The organism is Actinacidiphila oryziradicis (assembly GCF_005047355.1).
Lineage (GTDB): Bacteria > Actinomycetota > Actinomycetes > Streptomycetales > Streptomycetaceae > Actinacidiphila > Actinacidiphila oryziradicis.
Genome location: NZ_SUMC01000080.1, coordinates 1 through 16,258, shown reverse-complemented (window position 1 = coordinate 16,258; position 16,258 = coordinate 1). Strand labels below are relative to the sequence as shown.

Below are 16,258 nucleotides of genomic sequence, written 5' to 3'. Positions count from 1 at the left end.
GGACAATCTTCGGAACGTGTTCCGACGCGGTGCAACGCACACGGAACATGGCGGAGTACGAACAAGTAGAGGTCCACGGCTGTCACGGCCCGGGCCGACCGTATCGGCACTGCACTGGAGTCCCGTCTTGTCCTGTAATTCCATCGCCACAAAGCGCCGCACCCTTGTCGCCGTAGCCGCGCTGGCGGCCATCGCCACCGCTCTGCCCACCGCGGGCACGGCGAGCGCCGCCCCGGCGGCAGCGGCCCCGGCACCTGACTACGCGGGACTGCGGCAGGCGCTGAACGGCGTCGTCGCGGCCGGCTCGCCCGGCACCTACGCCCTCGTGAGCGACCGCGGTGGCCATGGCGGCACGGTCAGCGTGGGCACCGGTGACATCGCGACCCAGGCGCCGATCGACCCGAAGGGGCAGTTCCGGATCGGCAGCATCACCAAGAACTTCACCGCCGTGCTCGCCCTGCAACTCGTCGCGCAACACGAGGTCGACCTCGACACCCCCGCCGTCGACTACCTGCCCGGCGGGGTGCTGCCGGCCGGCTCACCGATCACCGTGCGGGAACTGCTCAACCACACCAGCGGCCTGTACGACTACAGCAATGACCTGCCCGGCATCCTCGTGGGCGATACCGTGACCGGCTACCAGCAGTTCCGGTACAAGACCTACGCCCCCGCCGACTTGGTGGCGGGCGCTCTCTCCCACGGCTCGCAGTTCACCCCGGGCAGCCAGTACCAGTACTCCAATACGAACTTCGTGGTGCTGGGCATGCTCGTCGAACACGTCACCGGCAAGCCCTTCGCGACGGTTCTCAACGAGCGGATCCTGCAGCCGCTCGGCATGAACGACACCCGTTTCATCGTCCCCAGCACGGACATCGGCGGCCCGCACGCCGTCGGTTACCTCACCCAGGACGATCGCTCCAAGCCGCTGTTCGACGCGACCGCGCAGACCGCTTCGTGGATCTGGACCGCCGGCGCGGCCATCTCCAGCACCGCGGACCTCAACACGTACTGGCGGGCCCTCACCGCGGGCGTGCTGCTGCCCAAGGAGCAACTCGCCGAGATGGAGACCATGGTCCCGGTCGGCTCCACCGGAACCTCCTTCTACGGCCTCGGCATGCGCGCGTACACCCTGTCCTGCGGCACGCAGGTGTACGGCCACGACGGCATCGTGGAGGGCTACCAGACCTACTCGTACACCGCGAAGGACGGGTCCAGGCAGGTGACGATCGCGGCGAACGCCTCAAACAATGGGGACGTCTTCGCCGCCGAACGAGCTGCCCTCGACCCAGTCTTCTGCGGAGTCCCGTCCACCCCCGCCGCCAAGCGCCAGGCCGCGGCGGCCTCCGCTCACATCGCCAAGGAGGAGACCGTCGGGGTCTCCCCCGAACCCCTCCGCAAGTAACCCCTCCGATGTCGGCCTCCGGGGTGCGCGTACGTGCCCCCCGGAGGCCGACCGTCCGAGCGCCGCGCCGCCGGGCCGCCCGCGTCGCGTCGTGCAGCCGTACGCACGGCCGGTATCCACGCCCCGGCCGCCGCCGCTGTCCGCAGGCGGGAGTGGGATCTGGGCCGCCTCGCAGTACCGGGCCGTTGTCGGCCTCAGCGCCACTCCCTGACCACGTAGGCGATTCCCGACGCGCGGCCGCGCGCACGTGCCGTCGGCGGTCGAGAAGGGGGTGGTGACGGTGACTGTCCGCTGAGCCGCTCGATGTTCACGGCGATGGCGGTGAGCACATGCTGGACATGGGCCTTGGGCTGGCCGCGGTAGCGGCATCGCCTCATGCCGTGGCCGTGAGCGAACTCGCAGATGGTGCCCTCGACTCCGGAACGCACGGCATACCGCTCTCGCCAGTGTGGACTCTGCTGTTCGACGCGGGCCTTGACTTGCATGTTGAGGAGCTCTCGCGGGGGAAACCCTACGTTCCGCGCGCTTTCGCGGGAGGTGGTGCACTGGGCGCGGGCCGGCCACGGCTGGCACTGGCTCTTGGTGAACCTCGCCACGATCAGCGGGGCCGCGGTGGGAGAGGACGTGGGGTAGGGGCCGTGCCAGCCCCTGCTGACCTGGCCTTGGGGGCAGGTGACCTGCTGGCGGTCGAAGTCGATGCGGAAGTCGTCCCTGCCGAAGCCTTCGTTCCTGCGGTGCTGGCGGGTGGCGGCCGCGTCGGTATTGTTGAATTCCCGGAGCAGCCCATCGCCGAGGGGTTGGTGATGGCCTCGGCCAGCACCTCGTCCGGCTCGTCACCGGGCTGCAGGATCAGCCGCTCGTGCGTCTTCGGGTGCTCGACGCGCACCGCTGCGAGGGGCATCCGGTCACCAGGTGTGCCCAGCGTCCGAGGACGACCTTCGGCATGCCCTCTGGAGTAGTCGATGCCGGCATCGTCAGGAGCCGGACGATCGGCAGGCTCGCTGGGGCCTTCTGTCGGCGGCGGCTGAACCCGAGGGACGGCCTGACTCCTTACCGGGCCCGCCCCTGGAGCCGTCCGGCTCACCTCGGCAGGGGTCAGCGCAGCCCGGCGCGCAGTGTGGTGAGGCGGCTGACTGCGGCCCGGAAGGAGGTGGAGCCGAGTGTTCCGTCGTGCAGCGCGTTCGTCAGGGCGGTGACCGTCGCCTCGCCCTGGCTCACCTTGCGTGCCGAGCAGAGCAGCAGGTCCATCCCGGCCCCTGCGGCCAGTACCGCCCGGCGCCCGGTGCTGTACGAGTGGCCGAGGGCTCCGGCCTCGAGCGCGTCGGTGACGGTGACTCCCTTGAATCCGAGGCGGGTACGTAGTTCATTCTGGATGACGGTAGCGGACAGGCCGGCCGGATGATGGGCGTCCAGCGCCGGGTAGACCGCCCAGGAGACCATGACGAGTTTGACGCCTGCCGCGATGGCCTGTTTGTACGGGGCCTCGTCAACGGTCCGCAGTACGGTCAGCGACTGGCTGAGCTTCACCGGCCCGGCGTCGGTGTTCTGGTTGGCCGTCGCGGCCCCGAGACCGGGGAAGTGCTTGGCGGTGGCCGCCACCCCGGTGTGCTGCTGGGCGGTGGTGAACGCCGCTCCGAGGGCGCCGACCTGCGCCGCGTGCGTACCGTAAGAGCGCTGATGGCGGTCGATGAAGTCACCGGCCTTGCGGTAGACGTCGAGCACCGGGGCCAGGTTGACGTTCATGCCCACTCCGGCGAGGTTCTTCCCGGCACTAGTGCCCGCCGACTTAGCGGTGGCCAACGGGTGGGCGGAGTTCCCGATCTGCTTCTCCGACAGGACCGGCGCGCCCGGCAGGCGGCGTAGCTGACCACCTTCCTGATCAGTCATCAGCAGCAGCGGGAGTTGGACCGGGCTCGTGGCATTGGCTTTCACCAACTGCTTGATGACCGAGGCGATCTGCTTCTCGCTGGTGATGTTCTCGCCGAAGAAGATGACCCCCGCCGCTTCGCCCGCGCTGATCTTCTTGAGAAGGTCGGCCGGGGGCGTGTGGCCCGGGTAGGAGTAGATCACCCGCTGCCCGGCAAACTGTCGGTTGGTCAGGCCCTTCGGTATGGCGCCCGCTGCCGCGGTGGCCTCCTGCGCCGGGGTGCCGACCGCCAGGCTCGCCACCGCCGCCCCGGCTCCGGCGAGCACGGTCCGGCGCCGGGCGAGCGGCGTTCCTGGTATGTCCATGAGTTTCCTCCTTGTGGTGTCGCGCTTCCATGAGTGTGACCAGAGTTCCTTCCAGCGGATACCCGGCAGGACCTGTCCGGCTCGCGCCCAGTCGCTCAAAACTCGCCATGGCGGCAACAGGTGTGATCACGGGACGAGCCGGGTCGGCAACGCGGGCCACCGGCTGCCGCGCGAGTGGATCTTTCGAGGTCTCCGGCTTTGACCAGGTGCGAGAAGACGGTGAACTGGGCCCGGCGCCTGGATGCCGCGAGCTTCATCGACGCGATGAGGTCTCCGACCGTGTCCCGCTCTCCGAGCCGCATCAGGGGGCCCACCCAGCTCAAGGGCCAAGATCGTGAGACACGGCTACTCGGCAGCCGATCTGGTCCCTGTCTCAGGTGATCTGGTCCGATTCGCTCGCCGTCTCCAGTGATCTGGTCAGTCTGGCTCGGTCTGTCCGGTCTCACCGGACCTGGTGGTGTCTCACTTCTCTCAGGTGGTAGTCGACCGGCTCCCGGCGTACGTGGCTTACCGTGCACGGTTTTCACCTTTCAGGGTGGGGTGAGTCTCATCTGATCTGGCTAATCTCATCCGATCTGTGATGCTCGTCCCCCGTGATGCTGTCCGGACAACGGTGAAGTATGAGCGGTGCGGATCAGATGACGGGAACGGCGGGAGGGGCGAGTAGCGTGCGGTCGCCGTCGAAGCCGTGGTCCAGGGCAGCCGCGACGTCCTCGTGCGGGGTTCCCATCCGGACTGCACTGACCTGGTCCAGAAGCTGGTAGTGCTGGTCGCTGAGTTGGAGGTGGAGAGATCTGAGGTATTCCTCCAGGTGTGTCAGGGAGCGGGGGCCGGCGATCGGGATCAGGGCAGTGCGGGCCAAGGCGGCCCGGCGGCGCAGCCAGGCCAGGGAGACCTGGATCGCGTTGGCGCCGACCTCGTCGGCGATCGCCAGTACGGCGTCGACGACGGCGGTGCGCTGTTCGGTGCCCTCGATTGCGTCGCCGCGAGCAGTCAACCGGCCCTGTTCGCCCTGCCGGTACTTGCCGGTGAGCAGTCCTCCGGCCAGCGGGGAGTAAAGGAACGCGCCCAGGCCGTGGGCCTGCGCCATCGGCAGCAGTTCCCGCTCGGCGGATCGTTCGGCCAGGCTGTATTCGGTCTGAATGCCGACCAGCGGGGCCAGATTACGCAGGTCCGCCCGGACCGCCGCGCCGGAGACGCGCCAGGCTGGGAAGTTGGAGAGTCCGCCGTGGAGGATCTTGCCGGAGCGGATGAGGTCGTCGAATCCGGCCAGGATCTCCTCGACGGGGGTGGTTCCGTCGGGGAAGTGCGGCATGAAGACGTCTACGTAGTCGGTGTTCAGGCGGCGCAGACTCGCCTCCAGGGAGCGGACCATGGTTTTGCGGCTGTTTCCGGTCGTGCCGGGGCGGGGCTGGTCCTGCCGTGTCCCGCTGTACTTGGTGATCACCACGAAGTCGTCCCGTTGGCGGCCGAGCAGCCCACCGAGCACGGTTTCGGCCTGTCCGTCCTGGTAGAGGTTGGACGTGTCGAACGTGGTGCCGCCGGCGGCGACGAAGGCCTCGAAGATCTGCCGCGAGCCCTCGGGGCTGGCACTGGCGTCCGAGGTGCCGAAGTTCGCCGTCCCGAGCGCGTACTCCGACACTCGCAGTCCGGTCAGTCGGCCGAACGTCTGGTAACGCATGACAGCTCCTGAAAGTCGATGGTGCGGTAAGCTCCCCTACCGTACCAAGTAAAACGAGGGGTCACTCTTTTTATGCCCAGGGTCAGCCAAGCGCACCTTGACGCCCGCCGTCAGCAGATCGTGGACGCCGCCCGCGCCCGGTTCGCCAGCCACGGCTTCGCCCGCACCTCCATGGCCGACATCGTCACCGAGTCCGGGCTCTCCAACGGGGCCATCTACCGGTACTTCGCCAGCAAGGACGAGATCGTCGTCGCCGTCTGCGAGCAGGGGACCGAAGCCCTGCCGAAGGCGCTCACCGCCGAGGCCGTCGAGGGTTTCCTCGAACACGTACGCGCCCTGGCGCGTGACACCGACCATGCTCGACTGGTCGCCCAGATCTACGCCGAAGCCGCAGTGTCGCCGCCACTGGCGGCCGTTGTTCAACAACAGCTCGCCGCCATGCGGGCCGCGGTCGCCGAGCTGGTACCCGACCGCCGGCGTCAGCAGGCCGGACAGATCGCCGAAGGGTTCGTCGCCCTCTGCATCAGCTACAACCAGCAACTGGCCATCCGCGGCGACCTGGACCCCACACCCTTCACCGCAGCATTGATGTCGATCATCCACGGATAGTCAAGGGCCCGAATGGACCCAACGGAGACAAAGCAGCCTCCGCCACGATCTGCAAGGGCAGCCACCGGACCAGGTCAACTGAGACAGCGGCTGGCATTCGTGGCCCGGGGACCAGAACATCCGAGATCTTCCACAGGCACGCGTCTCAGATAATCGGGTCGTCGCAGATCGCCGCCCTGGACTCAGCCCAGATCAAATGAGACGGGACATCGGATGCTGAAGCGGTGGGGTACGCCTGCGTGGCGGTCGGAGAAGCGAGGGAGCCGAGCGCACGGGCCGTCGCTGAGCCGGGCTCGGCGTGGTAGATCGCCAGCATCTGTCCGTCGGTGTCGCCGAGCGGCAGTTTTTCCCGGCGCAGTTCAAGCAGGCCGACCTGCGGGTGGTGCAGCCGCATCGAGCCTCCGGCCAGCGCGGTGACGTCATGCCGAGCCCACAGTCGCCGGAACGGCTCGCTGGCCAGCGACAGCTCGCCGACCAGCTGAGCGATCCGCGGATCCTCGACGTCGCCGCCCACAGATGCGCGGAACCCGGCGACCATGCTCCGGGCTGTCTGCTCCCAGTCCTGCCACAGGTCCCGCTCGGCGGGGTCGAGGAAGATCGCACGCAATCGGTTGACGCCCGGCCGGATGCTGGGTGACACGGCGGTGGCCAGGCGGTTCGCCGCGAGCACGTCGAACATCCGGCTCTCCACGAACGCCGGCAGGTTGATCGCGTCGAGCAGTTGCCGGACCCCGGCCGACACCACCTCGCGGCGTGGTCTCCGGCGGGCGGCCGGGCGGACAGCCGCCAGGCTCAACAGGTGGTGTGTGGCGCTCGCGTCCAGCCGGAACACCCGCGCCAGGGCCTCCAGCACCTGCGGGGACGGGTTGCGGTCGCGCCCCTGTTCCAGGCGCAGGTAGTAGTCGGCGCTGATCCCGGCCAGGGTGGCGACCTCTTCCCGCCGCAGCCCAGGGGTACGGCGGACGCCCACGACCGGCAGCCCCGCGTCTGCCGGGTCGGTCAGCTCACGGCGTGCCCGCAGGTATTCCCCGAGCGCATTCGGCCTGCTCATGTCTTCGATGCTACGAGCTCGTCGGCCGCCGTGCCTGGCCCTGACACCCCCAGGATGACCAGGGCACAGGCTATGTCCACGAGGGCTTTGTAGCGTGGATCTGGCTCCCGGAGATGCCGGCGAGCAGGAAAGGAATCCATGACCGGCAACGAGCTTCCCGGCGGCACCTACCGCCTGGGTGACCTCACCCTCACCCGGTTCGGCTACGGCGCTATGCAGCTGGCCGGGCCGGGCGTCTTCGGCCCGCCCGAGGACCGAGACGCTGCGATCGCCGTGTTGCGCACAGCCGTCGAACTGGGCATCACGCACATCGACACGGCCGACTTCTACGGCCCGCACGTCACCAACGAGATCATCCGCGAGGCCCTCGCGCCGTACCCGGAGGGCCTGCACATCGTCACCAAGGTCGGCGCTCGCCGCGATGAGCAGGGCGGATGGCCGCACGCCCGTACCCCCGCCGAACTGGTACAGCAGGTCCACGACAACCTCCGACGCCTCGGCCTCAGTGTGCTCGACGTGGTCAATCTGCGGGTCGGCGGCTTCGACTCGCCTGAACCGGGGTCGATCGCCGAGCAGTTCGGCGCGCTCGCCGAACTCCGCGTGCAGGGGCTGATCCGGCATCTCGGCTTGAGCACGGTCGACGCGGACCAACTCGCTGAGGCACAGTCGATCGCACCGGTGGCCTGTGTGCAGAACTTTTACAACATCGCCAACCGCCAAGACGACGAACTGGTCGAGAGCACGGCGCGGCAGGGCATCGCCTACGTGCCGTACTGGCCGCTGGGCGGCATGTCGCCGCTGCAGTCGGACGCCCTGCACCGGGTCGCCAAGCAGCTGGAGACCACGCCGATGTCGGTGGCGCTCGCCTGGCTGCTGCAGCGCTCACCGAACCTGCTGCTCATTCCAGGGACGTCCTCAGCAGAGCACCTGCGCGAGAACATCGCAGGCGCCGCCCTCGAACTGCCCGCCGACGCACTCGCCGAGCTGGATGCCATCGGCGGCGGAGAGTAGTCGGCGGTCCGCCGAGTGGTGGCCGACCGGGGCAGGGGTCGGGTTGCCCACCACGGGGCGGCCGCGTCCACCAGGGAGAAGTCCACGATCTGCGTCAACTCGCCCAGATGCCCGGGCGCGTATGCACCCCCAGCCGTCTCGATCGTGCGCGTGATGACAGACTTCTCCCGCAACGGGACTCCCGGACTCGATGATCACCTTGCTCGACACAAGCTGATCTGCCAGGAGTCCCGTTCCTACTGTTCAGACAGGGGTTGCCAACGACTGAAGATCCCTAACGCAACGTTGTTGGTGCTGGCATCCCCATGGCAAACCGGCTACCGGCGGGTGGCCACGCGATCGCCGGCCGATCGCGAAACGTGCGAAACACGAGGGTGGACTTCACCGTCGTGTTTCGCACGTTTGGTCAGCTGCCGTAGACAGCGAGCTCGCTGATGGCCATCTGGCCGCCTGTCTGCCCGCCGCCGTCTGGGTGTACCGCCACGATCCGCAGGTACCGCCCGGTGACCGGGGTGGAGAGGTTCTGGGTGCTCACTCCGCCCATGAATCCGGTCACCTTGTCGGCGACCGTCCAGTTCTGCCCGTCCTCGGAGGTCTCGATGTTGTACTCGGTGGCGAACTTGTCTGAGGGCATCGTGGTGACGATCGAGGAGATCGTGCGCGACGAGCCGAGGTCGACCTGGAGTTGCCAGGCGTACTGGTTGGTTGCCTGGGCGAAGGTCGACAGGTCACCGTCGACCGCGTAGCCCGGTATCGAGTTCGGCTGCATCAGGGCGGTGCTGCCGTCGAGGTACAGCGCGGTGGCCGGTGCGTGCAGTGCCAGGTTGGAAAGGTCCGGCGTCGTCGCGCTGACCGCGGGGCTGGCGGCCGAGAGGTTGCCCGCCTCGTCCTTAGCCTTGACGGTGTACTGGGCGGTCTGACCGGGGGTCGCGCCGTCGACCTCGGCGGAGGTGCCCGTCGTGGTCGCGGCCAGCACGCCGTCGCGATACACCTGGTAGCCGGTGACTGCCCAGTCGTCGGTGGACGCCGGCCAGGACAGGTTCACCGTGGTCGGGTACACCGAGTTGACCGTCGGCGTGCCGGGGGTGGTGGGCGCCTGGGTGTCCGCCGCGGGCATCTGCACCGAGATTCCGCCGGCCGTGGAGAGGTTGGCGGCGAGGTCCCGGGCCCGGACGGTGATCTTCGTGACCTTGTTGGGAGTCAGGCCGGTGAGCGTGGCACCCGGAGTGGCGGTCACCTGGACCAGACGGCCGTTGACGGCGATCTCGTAACCGGTCACGCCGACGTTGTCGGTCGACGCGGCCCAATTCAGGCGCAGCGAGGTCGGGTTGACGACCTTGACCTGCAGGTGCTGCGGAGCGGTGGGCGCCTGGGTGTCGCTCGGCGTGGTCGGGTCGAGGTCCTTGTACGCCGGCTGGAGGCCCGCCTTCTGGATGATCGAGGCCGGCAGTTCACCGGTGGCCACGGTGGTCGTGCCACTGATCGCCACCGTTCCGGAGGCGAGTATGGTCAGGTCGGTGTAGTTGTCCTTGGCGACGTTGCTGCTCGGGTCGAAGGAGTTCGGGTTGGCGCGCATCCAGGTGGTCCCGGTGGACATCACGTTGTTGCTGATCGTCCACCCGGTGCTGCCCTGGTCGAGATAGACGTGGCCGCTGTCGTGGACGACGTTCCCGATGTAGTTGCCGGAGATGACGCCACCCGGCTGAGGGCCGAGGGCGTAGATCCCACCACCGTCATGCAGGTCCTGCATCACATCGTGAACGTAGTTGTCGATGATCTTGTTGTTCTCATCGATCGAGGGGGTGGTGTCCAGCGAGCCCCAGCCCCAGCCGATCGACATACCGCTGTAGGGCAGATCGGCGATCTCGTTGTGCGAGATCGTGGTGTCGCGCACGTAGCCGAAGAACATGCCGACGCCGCCGAGGAACTCCACGTTCACGTTGTGGACGTAGTTGTTGGACACGGTGTTGTAGGCGTCGATGAGATTCGGGTCGGTCTGGTTGGGGTCGGAGACCGATCCCACCTGCAGGCCGTTGCCCGAAATGTCGGTCATCACGTTGCCGACCACGTGGTTGTGCTGGCTGCCCTGGGCCAGACCGAGGCCGGCGCCGCCGAGGTGCACAAAGGTGTTGCGGACGAAACTGATGTTCCTGGCGGCGTGGAACTCCACTGCCTCCGGCATCACCTGCGCCTGGCTCCCGTAGGGGGTGTTGTTCCAGGTGGTTCCGCCGCTGGGGGTCACGAAGTGAGCCGGACTCCAGTTGTACGACGAATCCGGCGTCGTGATCAGCAGGTTTGCCTGGGTCTCGGCGAAGCCGACGTCCGTACTGGGTTGCATCCAGGTGGCATATTCGAAGGTCAGCCCCTGGAACGTCATGTCGTGGACGGGAGCGGTAGCCGTTCCCGCGCCGGTCACCAGATTCTGCAGGACCGGAACCACCGCCTTCGCGGTGGACATGTTCTGGCCGGACCGCGGAATGTAGTAGATCCGGTGCGCGGCCGTGTCGAAGTACCACTGACCGGGCTGGCTCAGGAACGAATAGTCGTTCGCGACATATTGCGGCATGTTTGCCCGCTCCGTGCCGCCGTAGAACGACTGCACGGTGCCCCAGCAGGGCTGCGCCATCGTGACGGTCGTCTGCGTGGCCGTCCCGGTGATTGAGGCCGCGTTGCAGCTCTCCTGCGCCCAGTCCAGCGGGTGGTACATGAATTGGAGGTCAGCGGGATTGCGGACCGACTGGAGACTGTTGCCGGGCACGGTGTATCCGGTAGCTGTCACCGTGCTGCCCGAAGGCAGTCCCGATGTGGACTGTGCGACGTCCGCGCGAACCCCGTCGACGTAGAGCTGTCGCGTGTTCAGGTCGGCGGGCACGCTGGCCGACCAGATGTTGTGGGCCGAGTCGCTCAAACTCCACCCGGAGACGTTCCGGCCGCCAGAGAGCACCGGATGCGCGCCGGGAGCTGCCTGCCACCGAACCTGATGGCCGCTGTTCCCCGAGTCCGCCGCCGTGAAGGTGAGAGGCTTGCTCAGCGAGTAGGTGCCGCCGGCGAGCTGGACAACGATGTCAGCCTGCATGTTCTGGGTGAACTTGCGGACCTGCGTCTGCGCCTCGGTCAGCGAACACGCGGTGTTCTGGGCGCACGCCGAGCCGGTGCCGTCCGGGGAGGCGTAGAGGTAGCGCGCTCCTGGGTCAGCGGGCGCCGCCGCCTGCGCAGGGCCGGCGGTGAGGAACCCGGTGGCGCCAACAGCGAGGGCGAGGGCTCCCACCAGCACGCGCAGTCGACTCCGTGTTATCGCCCCGCCCGACGGGACACGGGTAGCCGCGTGATCGCATGGATCAGGCTTCATTGCCTCTCCTTGTTTTCGGTGATGAGGTGTTACTCCGACGCGGACCGGCCTGCCGCACCGAATGGGCGCGTTGCTCCCCGGCGCAGTCCGACAGGCCGACGACCGGCTCGGTGGATGTGTGAACAGGTACTGGCTTATAGGGCCCGTGCCGTGGTCGGTCAGCCCGCCCTTGTAGGGCGCGCTCGTCCGAACGGGCGTGGCGCAGCCCGACGCGATGACGTCAGCCGCGTTGTGGTGGGCGCCGTCAAAGGCCGCCGCGAGCAGCGGCATGCCCGCCGTTCGCTCAGCCAGCGTCCCATGATCTCTCCAACTTGTAGGACATGATGACAGCACACGAGTAACGAGTTGGCAAGATCTTGATATGCTAGGCAGCTCAGCAACTCACTGGGGATAGGGACAAATTGCCCAGCTCACCACGCGCCAGCCTCGCCAACCGGACGAATCAACGACGCCCGGCGCGGCTCGCCGCCACGGTGGCCGAGGACCTCATCGACGCCATCGTCAGTGGCCGGCTGCCGGCCGGCTCCGTGCTACCTGGCGAACAAGCCCTCTGCGAGGACTTCGGCGTCAGCCGCGTGGTCGTGCGCGAGGCACTCAAAGCCCTGGAGCAGAAGGGACTGCTGATCATCCGACAGGGACAGGGAACCGTGGTCGCAGCCGTCACCCGCTGGGATCCGCTCGACTCGACGGTCCTGGACGCCCGCATCCGGCACGACAACGGCCTCGGACTGCTGGACAACCTCGTCCAGGTGCGCTGCGCACTGGAGTCCGAACTGGCGGCAACGGCGGCGACCCGGCGCACCGAGCGACAACTGATCGAGATGAACAGCGTCCTGGCAGCGATGGAGGTACTGCTCGGGCAACCCGAGCAGTACCTCGCCCTGGATGTCGAGTTCCACGATCACGTCATGCAGATGGCAGGCAACGACGTCGCGCGGGCGGTCGTGACAAGCATCCACGATCACGCCCGAGACAGCAGCAGGTATTGCGGCGGTGAGCTCGACAAGCAGATCGCGGCCGCCCACGTCGGTCACGTCGCCATCGCGCAGGCGATCACCGACGCCGACGAGCTCGCGGCACGCACCGCGATGCGGGCGCACATCCTGGACTCCTGGCATTCCAAACGGAGCCATCAAACTGGACCGCCTGACGCAGAACACGAGTGCTCTTGTCATGCTGGTCACCAGATGGAGGGGACCCATCTCTAGCGCCCGAACATGGGGCACTGAGATGCCCCGTCTTGGATAAAGCCCTTGATCGTGTCATCAAGCGGTCGCGGCTGGCGCGGCGTCAGACGTTGGCGTAGCCGGGGATGCCGGCCTTGATGCGTTCCATTTCGCGTTCGTCGGAGATGCCCTGGAAATCGTAGCGGGGGGTGTAGGGGGTTTCCAGGCGGCGGGCTTCCTCGTCGGTGATGTCGAGGTCGAGGGAGGCGACGGCGTCGTCGATCTGCTGGGTCGTGCGGGCGCCGACGAGGGGGGCCGCGACGGCGGGGTTGCGGCGCAGCCAGGCGAGGGCGATCTGGGCGCGGGTGACGCCGCGGGTGGCGGCGATGGCGCCGACCTCGTCGATGATGACGCGGTCGCTGTCGGCGTTGGGCTTGTAGAGCATGTCGGCGTAGCCGCCGTCGGTCGCGGAGCGCTCGCCGGCGTTTGCCTGGTCGAAGGGGCGGGCGAGGCGGCCGCGGGCCAGCGGGCTCCACGCCATGGTGGCGACGCCCTCGTCGGCGCAGAGCGGGAGCATCTCGCGCTCCTCCTCGCGGGCGAGCAGGTTGTAGTGGTCCTCCATGGTGACGAACCGGGCCCAGCCGTGGCGGTCCTGGAGGTGGAGGAGCTTGGCGAACTGCCAGGCGTGCATGGAAGACGCGCCCAGGTAGCGGGCCTTGCCGGACTTCACCACGTCGTGCAGGGCCTCCAGGGTCTCCTCCAGCGGCGTGTCGTTGTCGAGGCGGTGGATCAAGTAGACGTCGACGTAGTCGGTGCCCAGGCGGCGCAGGCTGTTGTCGATCTCGGACAGGATCGCCTTGCGGGACAGGCCGCCGCCGTTGGGGCTGCCGGGGCGCATGGTGTGGCGCACCTTGGTCGTGATGACGACGTCGTCGCGGTTCGCGAAGTCCTTCAGCGCGCGGCCGAGGATCTCCTCGCTGGAGCCGTAGGAGTAGAGGTTGGAGGTGTCGAAGAAGTTGATGCCGGCCTCTAGGGCGTGCTTGATCAGGGGGCGGCTGGCCTCCTCGTCGAGGGACCAGACGGGGTGGCCGCGGTCGGGCTCGCCGTAGGTCATGGCACCGATGGCGACCGGGGAGACGTCGAGGCCGGTACGGCCGAGCTTGATGTAGCGCACGGGGGGGCTCCTACAATGGGGAACGAAAACAAACGGAGAACTCTCCGACTGTCCCTGGAGACGTTAACGGAGAACTCTCCGCATCGCAATCGGACGACTGTCCGCACGCCAGGAGGACCCATGCCCGACGCCGCGCCGCAGCGCTCCGACGCGCTGAAAAACCGGGAGGCGATCCTCCAGGTCGCCCACGACGCACTCGCCGAGTCTCCGGACGCCTCGCTCAACTCGATCGCCAAGCGCGCGGGCGTCGGCCCAGGCACGCTCTACCGGCACTTCCCGACCCGCGAGGCGCTGATCCTGGAGGTCCACCGGCACGACGTGGGCCGCCTCGTCGGCTCCGTGCCGGACGTCCTCGCCGCCCTCGCCCCGCTGGACGCGCTGCGGCAGTGGTTCACCACCCTCGCCGCCTACGTGCGCATCAAGCACGGCCTCGGCGAAGCACTGCACTCCGCCGCCGCGCAAGAGGTCGTCAGCGCCTCATGGCCCCCGGTCACCGCCGCCGTCGGCCAGCTCCTCGACGCATGCGAACGCGCCGGCGAGGTACGCCCCGGCATCGACCCCGTCGACGTCATCATGCTCATGAGCTGCCTGTGGCGCACCCCCGACAACCCCGACGGCGCCGCCCAAGCCGACCGCCTGCTGGAACTGGCGATCGACGGCTTCCGGCCGTAGAACACCCCGGGGCTGACACGCCACCGTGCGCCCCAAGGCGACTTTCCGCGCCGGGTGCTCCAGGACTGTGCCGGGAGCTAAGGGCGAAGCCTGGGGCGAGGGCTGGGTCGACACCGGAAGGATTTTCACCCAGGGGGACGGCTCCCTCCTCCACCCCAGGAGGACGGCTCCCTCCTCCACCCCGGGAAGGTCAGCGACCTCTTCGAACGCCTTGTTGAGGCCGCCGGCCTGCCACCGATCCGCCTCCACGACCTACGGCACGTCGCCGCTAGGTCAGCGTCGGCTCGAATAGCCCCAGTAGCGCCCTCGGAAGAGCTCGACACGATACGGGCGGCGCTGAGCTCGACGCCGTAGCGGACGAACAGCGCCGCGACCGACCAGCGGTGATGCATGACGCGCCGCAGTCGCCCTCAGTAGTTGCATGATCACTGGAAGGATCGGATAATGCAGCGATGGACCCATCGAATCCGACATATAGCGCTGTGTCGCAGATGCTGGCGATCGCATCTGAACCCTCGCAGATGCTGCCGGCGCGCGAGCAGATGGCGTTCACTCTCGGGTTCCACATCATCCTGGTCCCCTTCGGCGTAGCTTTCACCTTTCTCATGCTGGTCGCCAATTTCCGGGGTCTGCGCCGTAACGATCGGCAGGCGATGCTCTTGGCGCAACGGTGGTCGAAAGTGGCCGCGGTGCTCTTCGCCGTGGGGGCCGTTACCGGCACGGTGCTCAGCTTCGAGCTGGGTATCCTCTGGCCAGGGCTCATGGGGAAGTACGGTTCGGCCTTCGGCTTCCCCTTCGCGATCGAGGGGTTGTTCTTCTTCCTGGAAGCCATCTTTATGGCCGTCTATATCTACGGCTGGAATCGGCTCTCGCCCTGGGCGCACTTCTGGACGGGCGTTCCCGTTACGCTGGCCAGCGTGGGCGGGGCGGGAGCGGTCATCGCGGCCAACGGCTGGATGAACCAGCCTGGAGGGATCGTCGTACACGGCGGCCGGGTGGTGGACGTGTCGCCGGTGAAGGTGTTCTTCAACGGGGCCTTCTGGCTGGAATTCCTGCACATGCTGCTCGCCGCGTACATCGTCGCGGGCTTCACAGTCGCCGGGGTCTACGCCGCCGGAATGCTGAAGGGCCGACGCGACCGCTATCACCGGTTGGGATTTCTCATTCCCCTCACCGTAGCGAGCATCACGATGCCGCTGCAGTTCATCGTCGGCGACACGATCGCCCGCCAGGTATTCGATGAGGAACCCGCCAAATTCGCCGCCATCGAGATCCTCCCCAAGACCGGTGACCATGTCCCCGAGACCCTCGGGGGCGTACTGATCGACGGCAAAGCGAGGTACGGCATCCAACTTCCGGACATCGCCTCCGTACTCGCGGGATTCACTCCCTCCACACGGATCAAGGGGATCGACGCGATCCCTTCCGCCGTTCGGCCCGCCGACGCCGTCGTCAGCGTCGTCCACCTCGCCTTCGATGTCATGGTGGGCACCGCGTCCGCTCTGCTTTTGCTGGCTGTGTGGTTCGGTCTGCTCTGGTGGCGGCGGCGCGACATGCCGACCAATCGTTGGTTCCTGCGCGCATGCGCGGTCGCGGGCCTGGTGTCGATCGTGTCCCTGGAGAGCGGCTGGGTGACGACAGAGGTGGGACGCCAGCCCTGGACGGTGGTGGGACTGCTGCTCACCAGGGACGCCGTCACCACCACCGGAAACCTTTGGCCGTTCTTCGGGGCGGCGGTGGCGATCTACCTCGCCGTGGGCGTCACCGCCGTACTGGTACTGCGGTCCATGCGTCGACGCTGGGCCAAGGGCGACGACGCCGACGACGTACCGTACGGGCCGGAGCCGACGCCGCCCAACCAGCCGGTCGCCAGGAGCTGACGAGCATGAACGATGTCATCGCGGTTATCCT

The 16,258-nt window shown here is 67.7% G+C and carries 12 protein-coding genes and 1 pseudogene; 7 read left to right on the top strand and 6 right to left on the bottom strand.

The window, feature by feature from the left end; translation table 11 throughout:
- Positions 1-127 precede the first annotated feature (127 nt).
- Entirely contained in the window at positions 128-1,402 is a 1,275-nt protein-coding gene (locus tag FCI23_RS41945; protein WP_169317185.1) for a serine hydrolase domain-containing protein, read from the top strand.
- A 194-nt stretch (positions 1,403-1,596) separates the two neighbouring features.
- Here the strand turns inward: FCI23_RS41945 and FCI23_RS41940 are convergent, their stop codons facing one another.
- The 3 genes from FCI23_RS41940 to FCI23_RS41930 form a co-directional block, all read right to left on the bottom strand.
- A complete protein-coding gene (locus tag FCI23_RS41940; RefSeq protein ID WP_246144586.1) occupies positions 1,597-2,100 on the bottom strand; it encodes a transposase in 504 nt (167 codons plus the stop codon).
- Positions 2,101-2,497: 397 nt separating this feature from the next.
- On the bottom strand, positions 2,498-3,634 hold the full coding sequence (locus tag FCI23_RS41935) for a glycoside hydrolase family 3 N-terminal domain-containing protein (protein WP_136729337.1): 1,137 nt from the start codon (positions 3,632-3,634) through the stop codon (positions 2,498-2,500).
- 634 nt (positions 3,635-4,268) lie between these two features.
- The gene (locus tag FCI23_RS41930; RefSeq protein ID WP_136729336.1) at positions 4,269-5,315 is read right to left on the bottom strand and encodes an aldo/keto reductase; all 1,047 of its coding nucleotides are present in this window, start codon (positions 5,313-5,315) and stop codon (positions 4,269-4,271) included.
- 72 nt (positions 5,316-5,387) lie between these two features.
- On the opposite strand from FCI23_RS41930, the gene FCI23_RS41925 reads away from it, so the two are divergent.
- The gene (locus tag FCI23_RS41925; protein WP_136729335.1) at positions 5,388-5,924 is read left to right on the top strand and encodes a TetR/AcrR family transcriptional regulator; all 537 of its coding nucleotides are present in this window, start codon (positions 5,388-5,390) and stop codon (positions 5,922-5,924) included.
- Between the two features lie 145 nt (positions 5,925-6,069).
- On the opposite strand, the gene FCI23_RS41920 is transcribed toward FCI23_RS41925, so the two are convergent.
- The gene (locus FCI23_RS41920; RefSeq protein ID WP_136729334.1) at positions 6,070-6,975 is read right to left on the bottom strand and encodes a helix-turn-helix transcriptional regulator; all 906 of its coding nucleotides are present in this window, start codon (positions 6,973-6,975) and stop codon (positions 6,070-6,072) included.
- 138 nt (positions 6,976-7,113) lie between these two features.
- Between FCI23_RS41920 and FCI23_RS41915 the strand changes: the two genes are divergently transcribed.
- Positions 7,114-7,986, top strand: a complete 873-nt coding sequence (locus FCI23_RS41915; protein ID WP_136729333.1) for an oxidoreductase — start codon at positions 7,114-7,116, stop codon at positions 7,984-7,986.
- Positions 7,987-8,392: 406 nt separating this feature from the next.
- Here the strand turns inward: FCI23_RS41915 and FCI23_RS41910 are convergent, their stop codons facing one another.
- Positions 8,393-11,260, bottom strand: a complete 2,868-nt coding sequence (locus tag FCI23_RS41910; RefSeq protein WP_169317184.1) for a discoidin domain-containing protein — start codon at positions 11,258-11,260, stop codon at positions 8,393-8,395.
- Between the two features lie 476 nt (positions 11,261-11,736).
- On the opposite strand from FCI23_RS41910, the gene FCI23_RS41905 reads away from it, so the two are divergent.
- The gene (locus tag FCI23_RS41905; RefSeq protein ID WP_136729331.1) at positions 11,737-12,543 is read left to right on the top strand and encodes a FadR/GntR family transcriptional regulator; all 807 of its coding nucleotides are present in this window, start codon (positions 11,737-11,739) and stop codon (positions 12,541-12,543) included.
- An 82-nt stretch (positions 12,544-12,625) separates the two neighbouring features.
- On the opposite strand, the gene FCI23_RS41900 is transcribed toward FCI23_RS41905, so the two are convergent.
- Positions 12,626-13,675, bottom strand: a complete 1,050-nt coding sequence (locus tag FCI23_RS41900) for an aldo/keto reductase (RefSeq protein WP_136729330.1) — start codon at positions 13,673-13,675, stop codon at positions 12,626-12,628.
- Positions 13,676-13,795: 120 nt separating this feature from the next.
- Between FCI23_RS41900 and FCI23_RS41895 the strand changes: the two genes are divergently transcribed.
- From FCI23_RS41895 to FCI23_RS41890, 3 genes and pseudogenes are all read left to right on the top strand, one after another.
- A complete protein-coding gene (locus tag FCI23_RS41895; protein ID WP_136729329.1) occupies positions 13,796-14,347 on the top strand; it encodes a TetR/AcrR family transcriptional regulator in 552 nt (183 codons plus the stop codon).
- A gap of 85 nt (positions 14,348-14,432) precedes the next feature.
- A pseudogene (locus FCI23_RS60995) lies at positions 14,433-14,617 on the top strand (hypothetical protein); the annotation flags it as partial.
- Between the two features lie 182 nt (positions 14,618-14,799).
- The gene (locus tag FCI23_RS41890) at positions 14,800-16,227 is read left to right on the top strand and encodes a cytochrome ubiquinol oxidase subunit I (RefSeq protein ID WP_136729328.1); all 1,428 of its coding nucleotides are present in this window, start codon (positions 14,800-14,802) and stop codon (positions 16,225-16,227) included.
- The last annotated feature ends 31 nt before the right edge of the window (positions 16,228-16,258 follow it).